This is a genomic window from Cellulomonas biazotea, assembly GCF_004306155.1.
In the GTDB taxonomy this organism is placed as follows: domain Bacteria; phylum Actinomycetota; class Actinomycetes; order Actinomycetales; family Cellulomonadaceae; genus Cellulomonas; species Cellulomonas biazotea.
In genome coordinates this window covers 1-590 of sequence record NZ_BIMR01000522.1, presented here as the reverse complement: position 1 = coordinate 590, position 590 = coordinate 1, and the positions used below count along the sequence as shown (strand labels likewise).

Here is a 590-nt window from a genome sequence, read left to right as displayed (position 1 = left end):
GGGTGGTGGGGGTGGGGGTGGTGGTGGGAGTGGGGAGGGTGGCGGTGGTGAGGAGGGTGGTGGCCAGGGTGTCGAGGGCGTCGGCGTCCTCGCGGAGCTGGTCGGCGGTGCGGGCGAGGGCGGGCGCGACACCGGGGCCGAGCTCGCGCTCGAGGACGGGCAGGACGCGGTCGCGGACCCGGCTGCGCAGCGGCGCGGCGTCGTCGTGCGCCCCGACGTTGGTGGGGTCGTGCCACGGGTCCAGCCCCTCGGCGGCGCACGCCCCGAGGGTGTCGGCCCGGCGCAGCCCCAGCAGCGGCCGGCGCAGCAGCCCGCGCGACGCGGGCATCCCGGCGAGCGACCGCGCCCCCGACCCGCGTGCGAGGCCCAGCAGGACGGTCTCCGCCTGGTCGTCGAGCGTGTGGCCGAGCAGCACGGCGGCGGCGCCGACCGTGTCGGCGGCGTGTGCGAGCGCGGCGTACCGGGCGGTCCGGGCCGCCGCCTCGGGACCGCCGGGGCCGACGACGTCGACGCGCTCGACCAGCACGGGGTCGAGGCCGAGGTCGCGGCACGTCGCGGCAGCGCGCGCGGCGACCTCCGCCGACCCGGGC

At 80.7% G+C, this 590-nt stretch carries 1 protein-coding gene; it reads right to left on the bottom strand.

All coding sequences use genetic code 11. The features are described from left to right. Nucleotides 1-590: PP-loop family protein (locus CBZ_RS20585; protein WP_281274925.1), on the bottom strand; the 590-nt coding region annotated here is incomplete at both ends.